At 67.4% G+C, this 9,569-nt stretch carries 7 protein-coding genes and 1 pseudogene; all 8 read left to right on the top strand.

Going from position 1 to position 9,569, the window contains the following annotated elements; genetic code table 11:
* The first annotated feature begins 297 nt into the window (after positions 1–297).
* The 8 genes and pseudogenes from ACWFRB_RS03090 (at position 298) to ACWFRB_RS03055 (ending at position 9,329) form a co-directional block, all read left to right on the top strand.
* The gene (locus ACWFRB_RS03090) at positions 298–471 is read left to right on the top strand and encodes a hypothetical protein (protein ID WP_452638759.1); all 174 of its coding nucleotides are present in this window, start codon (positions 298–300) and stop codon (positions 469–471) included.
* A gap of 145 nt (positions 472–616) precedes the next feature.
* Positions 617–2,089, top strand: coding sequence for a wax ester/triacylglycerol synthase domain-containing protein (locus ACWFRB_RS03085; protein ID WP_452638757.1), 1,473 nt, complete (start codon positions 617–619; stop codon positions 2,087–2,089).
* Positions 2,086–4,377, top strand: coding sequence for a glycerol-3-phosphate 1-O-acyltransferase (locus ACWFRB_RS03080; RefSeq protein WP_452638756.1), 2,292 nt, complete (start codon positions 2,086–2,088; stop codon positions 4,375–4,377). The genes ACWFRB_RS03085 and ACWFRB_RS03080 overlap by 4 nt, the downstream gene beginning before the upstream one ends.
* Positions 4,374–5,807: an HAD-IB family hydrolase gene (locus ACWFRB_RS03075; protein ID WP_452638754.1), complete on the top strand. Its 1,434-nt coding sequence runs from the start codon at positions 4,374–4,376 to the stop codon at positions 5,805–5,807. Before ACWFRB_RS03080 ends, ACWFRB_RS03075 begins: the two co-directional genes overlap by 4 nt.
* Before the next feature lie 211 nt (positions 5,808–6,018).
* A complete protein-coding gene (locus ACWFRB_RS03070; protein ID WP_452638752.1) occupies positions 6,019–7,014 on the top strand; it encodes an alpha/beta hydrolase in 996 nt (331 codons plus the stop codon).
* Positions 7,015–7,161: 147 nt separating this feature from the next.
* Positions 7,162–7,539: pseudogene (locus ACWFRB_RS03065) on the top strand (UDP-N-acetylglucosamine--N-acetylmuramyl-(pentapeptide) pyrophosphoryl-undecaprenol N-acetylglucosamine transferase); the annotation flags it as partial.
* A gap of 57 nt (positions 7,540–7,596) precedes the next feature.
* Entirely contained in the window at positions 7,597–8,304 is a 708-nt protein-coding gene (locus ACWFRB_RS03060) for a UDP-N-acetylglucosamine--N-acetylmuramyl-(pentapeptide) pyrophosphoryl-undecaprenol N-acetylglucosamine transferase (protein WP_452638829.1), read from the top strand.
* A 41-nt stretch (positions 8,305–8,345) separates the two neighbouring features.
* Positions 8,346–9,329: a GDP-mannose 4,6-dehydratase gene (locus ACWFRB_RS03055; RefSeq protein ID WP_452638750.1), complete on the top strand. Its 984-nt coding sequence runs from the start codon at positions 8,346–8,348 to the stop codon at positions 9,327–9,329.
* The last annotated feature ends 240 nt before the right edge of the window (positions 9,330–9,569 follow it).

Here is a 9,569-nt window from a genome sequence, read left to right as displayed (position 1 = left end):
CTCACCCCCTGAGGCTGAGCGCTCCTCGGTGAATCCAGCGGTACCGTGACCCCCGACGGGTCCGCGTTCCAACGACAAAATCTGACCCCTCAATAGAGCAACAACTCGTGCAGGTTAGGCGATCCGCGTGTCGCCGCGCTGGCGGATCGGATGAACGTCCGACCAACTCAGATGCCGAGCATGTTCGCCCGGGGCCTCCCTGCGCTCCCAAATTTGGGCTTCGTTCACATAATCCCAGGTCACCGTTAGTGTGACGTACGTCACATAGTGTTAAACATGTGGGCAACAGGACCGAACATGCGTGCACTCTTCGTCGCCGGCGGCAGGCTGCTCGGCCGCGGCCACGACTGGCTCGCCGAGCACGGCGTCCGGGTCACGGCACTCGACGACGCCCGGTGCGCCGACATGATGACGCGGTTCATCAGTAAGCGACCCGCGCTGTGGGACGGGGACACCGGGGTCGCCGAATAGCCCACCCGCACCAGTGGCCACCGGGGCCCCGAAACCCTGTGCGTGCCCCACCCGACGGGTCCACACTGGCTTTGTGGGCGCTCCGCCGGGCTCCGCGCCTGGGATCGACGTCCACGGGAGGCTCGACGACCGAGGGAGTGCGGGCATGACCGACGGCGTTCCGCAGATACCACCGAGCGCGGTCGACGTCGACCTGTCCGCCGTCGCGGACGGTTGGGACCGGTCGATGTCCGACCTCGAGACCGGCATGTGGCGGATGGAGGAATCCCAACCGCTCTTGCGCACACCCATCGTCGCGGTCGACCTCCTCGATCGCCCGCCGGACTGGGACCGACTGGTGCGGGCGCACGAGTGGGCCTCGCACATCGTGCCCCGGATCCGGATGCGCGCGGTGGAGCCCGCGCTGGGCCTCGGCAACCCGGTGTGGTCGGTGGACCCCGAGTTCGACCTCGGCTATCACCTGCGGCGCATCCGGCTGCCGGAACCGGCCGACTTCAACCACGCGCTGCGGATCTGCAGGCACCTGGGCACCGAGCCGTTCGACAAGGCCCGGCCGCCGTGGGTGGCGATGCTCATCGAGGGCCTCGACGACGGCCGCGCGGTGTACGTCGTCAAGACGCACCACAGCATGACCGACGGCATGGGCGGCATCCAGATGATGACGCTGCTGCACAGCCGCCGATCCGCGCCAAGCCCCAACAAGCCGGACCGGCTGCCCGCGCCGCCCGAGCACCTGTCCAACTTCGAGGCGCTCGGCCAGGACGTGCTGACGGAGGTGCGCAAGACCCCCAGCCGGATCACCGGGCTCATCGCGGGCGCGGCAAGGGCCGCGGTTGGCGCCGTGGCCGACCCGATCGGCACCGCGAGCGACGCCCTCGGCTACGCCAATTCGCTGCGCCGCATCGTCACCCCTCCCCCTGCGACGGGGCTGCCACTGCTGCGCGGTCGCGGACTCGGGCGCTGGTTCGGCGTGCTCGAGGTGGGCCTGCCCGAGTTCAAGGCCGCCGCCCGCGCCGCACGCGGCTCGCTCAACGACGCGTACGTCGCCGCGCTGCTCGGCGGTTTCCGCCGCTACGCCCAGGCCCACGGCCAGCAGATCGGCCCGATCCCGATGGGCATGCCGGTGAACATGCGATCGGCCTCGGACACCTCGGGCGGCAACCGGTTCGCGGCCGTCCGGTTCGCCGGGCCCGCCGCGGAGGCGGACCCGGTCGAGCGGATCAAGAAGGTGCGCGCCATCGTCCTGGGGCTGCGCGAGGAACCGGCGATCGACGCGATCGACCTCGCCGCGCCGGTGCTCAAACGGCTGCCGAACTGGCTGCTGGCGGACTGGTACCTGTCCCAGTCCACCGGCCTCGACCTGCAGGCCAGCAACGTCGCGGGCGTCCCGGTCCCGGTGTACCTCGCGGGGGCCCGGATCGAGCGGATGTTCCCGTTCGGGCCCGCGCCCGGCTGCGCGGTGATGGCCACCCTGGTCTCGCACGTCGGCACCTGCTGCATCGGGGTCAACCTCGACACCGCCGCGGTCACCGCTCCGAAACTGTTCATGCGCTGTCTACAGGAGAGCCTGGACGAGGTTGTCGCACTGGCCGGCCCGACCGAAGGGACGCAACGATGACGAGCACGCAACACCCTCGGGTCTATCTCACCGAGACCGTGACGGCCGCCGAGGACGACGTGTTGCGGTCGTGGCTCAGCAGGCGCCCCACCGAGACCGGGCAGGCCGCGACCGCGGTGCCGATCGGCAGCCAGTCGCTGGCCGAGCTCACCCGCAGGCAGGACGACCCGATGCTCACCCCCGTGCGCGTGGTGTGGCTGCCACCACCCGACAACGGGCATCGACACGGACTGCGGGAGGCGCTGTCCCCACGGGATCCGCTGCATCCGGGCCGCAACGCACAGCGGCGCGTGCTGCGCAGCGACCCGGCGCGCTGCCAGGTGATCGAAGGCGAGCCCGCCCCCCTCAGCGATCTCAAGCGCAGGCTCGACGAGAGCGGCGGCGGCTCGCTCCCGGAATTCATCCGCAGGCAGGCCGCCCTCGCGCTGGAACGGTCCGAGCGCGCCCTGCTCGGCAACCAGTACAAGGTGTCGCGGTTCGTGGTCGAGGAGATCACCGACACCGCCCGCTTCCACGCCGGCGTCAGCGAACTGTCGTTGCGGCTGAACGTCCCGCTGGCGGAGATCGACAAGCGGTCGAGGGACGCGCTGGGCGAGATGGTGGCCGCGCAGAGCAGGCGCGCGATCGCGCTGTGGGACCGCCTGGGCCGCTACTTCTCCCGCGCCTACCGCCTCGACGTCGACACCACGCGCTTCGAGGAGCTGCGCGCACTGAACCGGGAGCACTCGCTGGTGTTCCTGCCGAGTCACCGCTCGTACCTGGACCCGCTGGTGCTGCGGCCGGCACTGTTGGCCAACGACCTCCCGCTCAACCACGTGATGGGCGGGCTGAACGTCAGCTTCTGGCCGATCGGACCGATCAGCAGGCGCAGCGGCACCGTCTTCATCCGCCGCAAGTTCGACGGCGACGAGGTCTACAAGTGGACGCTGCGCGAGTACATGCGCTACCTGCTCACCAAACGGTTCAACCTCGAGTGGTACATCGAGGGCGGGCGCAGCCGCACCGGAAAGCTGCGGCCGCCGCGCTTCGGGCTGATCACCTACCTGACCAAGGCCTACCAGTCCAGCGGGGTCTCGGACGTCTACCTGGTGCCGGTCTCGCTCACCTACGACGAGCTCTACGAGGTGAGCGCGATGGCCGCCGAGGCGCACGGCGAGGCGAAGACGAAGGAGAGCCTGCTCTGGATGGTCGGGTACGTCCGCGCCCAGGGCAAGCGGCACGGCGTCGCGCACGTGACCGTCGGCAGGCCGCTCTCGCTGGCCGAGTCCCTCGGCGGCGAGCAGGACCTGCGGCTCGCCATCCAGAAGACCGCGTTCGAGGTGTGCCATCGGATCAACGAGGTCACCCCGATCACGGTGTCGTCACTGATCATGCTCGCCTTCCTCGGCATCGAGGAACGCGCGCTCACCGTCGCCGAACTGGCCTTCATCCTCACACCGCTGGTCGACTACATCTCCGCCCGCTCGCTGCCGACCGCGGGCGGGGTGGACCTGCAGAACCCGCAGGTGTACCGCAAGGCCCTGGACACGCACGTGGAATCCGGTCTGCTGCAGTGCTTCGACAAGGGCGGCACCCGCGTCTACTACCTCGGCAAGGACCAACACCTGGTTGCGGCGTTCTACCGCAACAACACCATCCATTTCTTCGTGGTCCGGGCGATCACGGAGCTGGTGCTCCGGGCCGCCATCGAGGAGGGGTACACCGACCTGGTGGCCGACGGCTGGATCGAGGCGAAGCGGATCCGCGATCTGCTCAAGTTCGAGTTCTTCTTCAGCGATCGCGACACCTTCGAGCACGACATGCGCCGGGAGATGACGCTGATCTATCCGTCGTGGGAGAGCAACCGCGACGATCCGAAGCTGGCCGAGATCATGCTCGACCGGATCCGCCCCTACCTGGCACACCGGGTCCTGCAACCGTTCCTCGAGGCCTACGGGGTGGTGGCCGATCAGCTGGTGCACACCCCGCTGTCCGGGAAGTTCAACGAGAAGGAGTTCACCACCACGTGTCTCGCGCTGGCCGAACAGCGGCGGCTGCGCCAGCAGATCGCCAGCAGCGAGTCCATCTCGAGCGAGCTGTTCGGCACCGCGCTGAAGCTGGCACGCAACCGCAACCTGGTCGAGCCCGCCGACGGGGATGCCGACGGCGACCTGGCGCGCAGGCGGACGGCGTTCGCCGCCGAGATCCGCACCCTGGTCGGTCGGATACGACACATCCGCGGCCTCACGCAGGAGCGCCTCGACCAGTTCCGGGAGGCCAGCATCGCGCCCGAGGAGCGTGATCTGTGAGCGATGTGGACGCGTTGCACAAGGCCATCGCCGCCGCCGAGCCCGGCCCGCGGACCCTCGCCGCCTTCGACCTCGACGGCACCCTGATCAGCGGATACTCCGCGAGCGTGGTGTACCGGGATCGGCTGCGCCGCTTCGACATCAGCCTCGCCGAGCTGCTGCGCACCACCGGGGCGGCGTTCGACACCCAGTTCCGCGGCGCCGACGTCGGCGGGCTGATGCGGATCGGGGTCCAGTCGCTGGCCGGGCGGATGGACGACGAACTGCGCGAGTGGGGGCAGCGACTGTTCCGGCAGGAGATCGCCGGGATGATCTATCCGGAGGTCCGCGGGCTGCTTGCCGCGCACCGGCGCGCCGGGCACACGATCGTGATGGCCACCTCCGCCACGCCATACCAGGCCCAATGGGTGGCGGCTGATCTCGACATCGCGGACGTGCTGTCGACGGAGCCGGAGGTGGTGGACGGGATGCTCACCGGCGAGCTGACGACGCCACCGCTCTGGGGGCAGGCGAAGGCCGACGCGTTGAGTTCGTACGCCACCAGGAAGAAGGCCGAGCTGTCGCGCAGCTTCGCGTATTCCAACGGCGGCGAGGACATTCCGATGCTGGAGTCGGTGGGTAGTCCGGTGGCGCTGAACCCGGACCGCAAACTGACAGGCGTCGCCCGGGCGAAGGGCTGGCCGGTGGTGAACCTGCGCAAGCCGCAGCTCGGCGCCGATCCGGTGTCGGTGGTGCGGACCTCCACCGCGATCGGCGCGCTGATGGCGACGGCGGCGGTCGGTGGTGCGGCCGGGCTGGTCCTGCGCAACCGGCAGAGCGCGGCGAATCTCGTCGGGACCTTCGGTCCGGATCTGGCCCTGGCGATCTGCGGGATCTCGCTGAAGATCAGCGGCAAGGACAACGCGTGGAGCGATCGGCCCGCCGTGTTCATGTTCAACCACACCAGTTCGCTGGACATGCTGATCGTCGGCGGCGTGATCCGCCGCGACGTGACCGGGGTGGCGAAGATGGAGGCGTCCCGCGATCCGCGGTTCGTGCCGATCGGCGCGCTGCTGGATGTCGCATACATCGACCGGTCGGACAGCGAGAAGGCGAAGGCCGCGCTGGCTCCCGCGGTGAACAAGCTGAAGTCGGGTATCTCGATCGCGATCTCGCCGGAGGGGACCAGGACGGTGACGCCGCGCCTCGGCAGGTTCAAGAAGGGCGGGTTCCACCTGGCGATTCAGGCGGGTGTGCCGATCGTGCCGATCGTCATCCACAACGCCGGAGAACTGATGTGGCGCAACTCACTTGTCGCACATCCGGGCACGGTGTATGTGGACGTGCTGGAGCCGGTGAGCACCGAGAACTGGACACTGGAGACGCTCGACGCGCATGTCGACGAGGTGCGGACGCTGTTCGATGAGCGCCTGCACGACGGGCACCAGTAGAGCCGGATCGCCACCCGGCTTTCCGGTCCGGCGGGGCACCTTTGTGATGTAGAACTCGCCGATTTCGGATTGCCCCAGGCGGGCTTCCATTTCTTAAGGTTCGCTAATAATTCGTCCGTACCTTCGTGCCCGATGTGGGTCGGGGCGGCGCCACTCTCCGCTGGGGCGGCCGCTGCACATCGCACGGACAGGACGGAACCCAGTAGTTTTGATGAGCTTTGCCAGACCACGATGGACCAACCGACTTCTCCAACGCCTGCTCACCGCCACAGCGGCACTGCTCGCGTGCGCGATGCTCGCGGGGATCTCGGGTCAGGCGACCGCGGGCGCCGCGCCCGCGCACCGCGCGCCCTGGGGCGGGTACGAGGAGGTGTGGGTCCCCTCGGAAATGGGCCCGATCAAGGTGCAGATCCAGTGGGCCTCCCGTGGGGGCAATGCCGCGCTGTACCTGCTCGACGGTCTCCGGGCGCGAAATGACCGGAACGCCTGGTCATTCGAGACCAACGCGCTCGATCAGTTCCGCAACGACAACATCACCGTCGTGATGCCGGTCGGTGGCGAGTCCAGCTTCTACACAGACTGGATGGCTCCGTCGAACTTCAACGGACAGCAGACCACCTACAAGTGGGAGACCTTCCTCACCCGCGACCTGCCGAACTACCTCGAGACGCGCGGAGTCTCCCGCCACAACAACGGTGTCCTCGGCTTGTCGATGGGCGGATCCGCAGCGATGACGCTGGCCGCGCACCATCGCGACCAGTTCAAGTTCGCCGGCTCCCTTTCGGGCTACCTCAACCTGTCCGCACCGGGCATGCGTGAGGCCATCCGCGTTTCGATGCTCGACGCCGGTCGCTACAACGTCGATTCCATGTGGGGGCCGCCGTGGTCGCCCCTGTGGTTGCGCAACGACCCGTTCGTCGTGGCTCCACAACTGGCCGGCCTGTCCATGTATGTCTATGCGGCGAGCGGTCTCCCGGGCCATTTCGACCAGCCGCAGGCTCCGATCGACTACTTCAACACGGCGACGGGCATGGCGCTCGAGGCGCTCTCCCTCGCCAACACCCGTGCGTTCCAGGTCCGCCTCGGCTCCCTCGGCATCCCGGCCACCTTCAGTTTCCCGGCCCACGGCACCCATTCGTGGCCCTACTGGTCCGCGGAATTGTGGAAGGCACGCACACAGATTCTGAACACATTGAACGCGTGGTGAGACTGTCCATTCGTTTCGAGAAGCGCCCGGTGGCATGGAATTTCCAGGCCACCGGGCGTTTCCGCTGTTCAGCCCGGATGCGATGCCCGCTGCCAGCCCGTTTCGGGGTCTAACGGAGCTCTAATCTCGGTCACGCACAGTGTGGATATGACATTCGAACCGCGACCGGCGCTTCGCGTCGCCATTGGCGCGGGCGGCACCGGTGGACATATTTATCCGGGCCTTGCCGTCGCCGAGGCCCTGCGCGAACACGCTGATATTCAGATCGAATTCTTTGGCGCCAAAGGCAGACTCGAAGAAACACTCGTGCCCGCGGCGGGCTACCGACTTCATACTTCTGAGGTCTATGGACTGACCGGCGTGCGCGGCAGTGGGAGGGCAGCGGCCCGACTCCGACGCGCCAGCGTGCACTGTGCACGGCAGATCCGTGAACTCGGTATCGATGTCGTCTTCGGCACCGGTGGATATCCGAGTCTGCCGATTGTGCTGGGCGCCCGCCTCGCGGGCATACCGACGCTGATCCATGAATCCAACGCCGTACCGGGACGAGCGAACCGCCTGGGCGCACTCTTGTCGTCCCGGGTGGCAGTCGCATTCCCGGAGACGACGCGGGCATTCACCCGCAACGAGGTTCGGGTGGTCGGCACACCGCTGATGCGCGAGATCGCGAGACTCGACAAGTGGGCGCTTCGAGATCAGGCCCGCACCGTCTTCGGTGCTCGGCCGGACCAGAAACTCGTCATCGTCTGTGGCGGCAGCCTCGGATCTCGCAGCCTGACCGATACCGCACTGTCGCTGGCGCGCGAGTGGCGCGACCGCGACGACGTCCGCCTGGTCGTGAAGACGGGGCCCGAGCACTTCGCCGACGCGTCATCCGCGGTCAGAGACCTCGGAAACGTGCTGGTGCTGCCCTATCTGGACAGGATGGACCTGGTGTACGCGGGCGCCGACGCCTTTGTCGGACGGGCGGGCGCGATCACGGTCGCCGAGCTGTCCCATGTCGGCGTGCCCAGCGTCCTCGTGCCGTACCCACACGCACCCGGTGACCATCAGCGACACAACGCGCAAGCGCTCGTGACCCGCGGCGCCGCCAGGATGCTGGCAGACGGTGACCTGAGCCCGGCAAGCCTCGCGCGGTCGATCGACGACCTTCTCGGCGACACCACTGAGCGCGCGACGATCGCGGACACCGCCCAACCGAGACCGAACGATTCCGCGCAGACGGTGGCGAACTGGCTCCGGCAGCTCGGCGGCCACAAGTCCGCGGCATATGACGCCGTCAACGCATGAACCCATCAATCGCATGAGCACATCAAACGAAGGGTCTATCCGTGAATGAATTCTGGTCCGGCAGAAAAGTCTTGGTCACCGGCGGTGAGGGCTTCATCGGCAGCAGCCTGGTCGAACAATTGCTCGCGCAGGGCGCGCAGGTACGAGTTCTGGCGCACTACAAGCCCTACGCGTCGGCAGGCTTCTTGTCGGAACGCCTGAATGACATCGAGCTGATCGCGGGAGATGTCCGCGACAGCGGACAAGTTCTCGATGCCGCGGAGGGTGTCGACACCATTTTCCACCTCGCTGCGCTGATCGGAATCCCCTACAGCTACCAGGCTCCCCTGACATATCTCGAGACGAATGTGCTGGGCACCCAGAACATCGTCGATGCCGCGCGGCGACGCGATGTGCGAAGGGTTGTCCACACGTCGACGAGCGAGGTATACGGAACCGCGAGAGAGGTGCCCATTTCCGAGACGCACCCGCTGCAACCCCAGTCGCCCTACTCCGCATCGAAGATCGCCGCGGACATGGTCGCGCTGTCGCATTTTCACTCGTTCGACACGCCGGTCTCGGTCTGTCGTCCGTTCAACACCTTCGGCCCGAGGCAATCGACGCGCGCCGTGATTCCCGCGATCCTGCACCAGCTGCATTCCGGCGCGGACGAGATCGCGGTCGGCGCGCTGACCCCGACTCGGGACTTCACCTATGTCGAGGACACCGCTCGCGGCTTCATGGCGATCGCGGAGTCCGAGCGGACTCTCGGACGGACGATGAATCTCGGTACCGGCAAGGAGATCTCGATCCGCGACCTGATCGGTCTACTCATCGAGATCACGGGTTCCTCCGCAACGATCACCACGGAGGACTCGCGTCAACGCCCCGCGGGGAGCGAGGTCCATCGACTGATGTCCGACAACAGCCGGGTGCGGGAACTGACGGACTGGAGCCCGCAGGTCTCCCTGCGCGACGGGCTCGCCCGCACCTCGGAGTGGGTCGAGTCTCATCCGATCGCCGACCCTCGCCGCTACAGCGTGTGAGGTGAGCCGATCACACACCCGAAGTAGCCGGGTTTGACGACCGCGTTCCACGAGTTCCAGTGATATCCGTGTCGGTCTGTAAGGGCCGGTTCAAACTAGTCAGGCTGGGACGGAACAAGCGCCGATCCTGGCAAGGGCGGCCTCGATCAGGTGTCGCTACGGTACGTACGCAGACCGTCTCAGGTGGGTTCGCCGGGCATGTCGGACGATCCATCCGCGATCGAAAACTGCCACAGTCGT

It is taken from the genome of Rhodococcus sp. NPDC055112, from assembly GCF_053607505.1.
Note: the sequence above shows the minus strand (reverse complement) of the source record. Positions and strands in the feature narration are given on the sequence as shown.

What these genes read in the sequence shown, in the direction of transcription:
- ACWFRB_RS03070 (WP_452638752.1), top strand. Translation starts at nt 6,019, where the DNA reads ATGAGCTTTGCCAGACCACGATGGACCAACCGACTTCTCCAACGCCTG.
- ACWFRB_RS03090 (WP_452638759.1), top strand. Translation starts at nt 298, where the DNA reads ATGCGTGCACTCTTCGTCGCCGGCGGCAGGCTGCTCGGCCGCGGCCAC.
- ACWFRB_RS03085 (WP_452638757.1), top strand. Translation starts at nt 617, where the DNA reads ATGACCGACGGCGTTCCGCAGATACCACCGAGCGCGGTCGACGTCGAC.
- ACWFRB_RS03080 (WP_452638756.1), top strand. Translation starts at nt 2,086, where the DNA reads ATGACGAGCACGCAACACCCTCGGGTCTATCTCACCGAGACCGTGACG.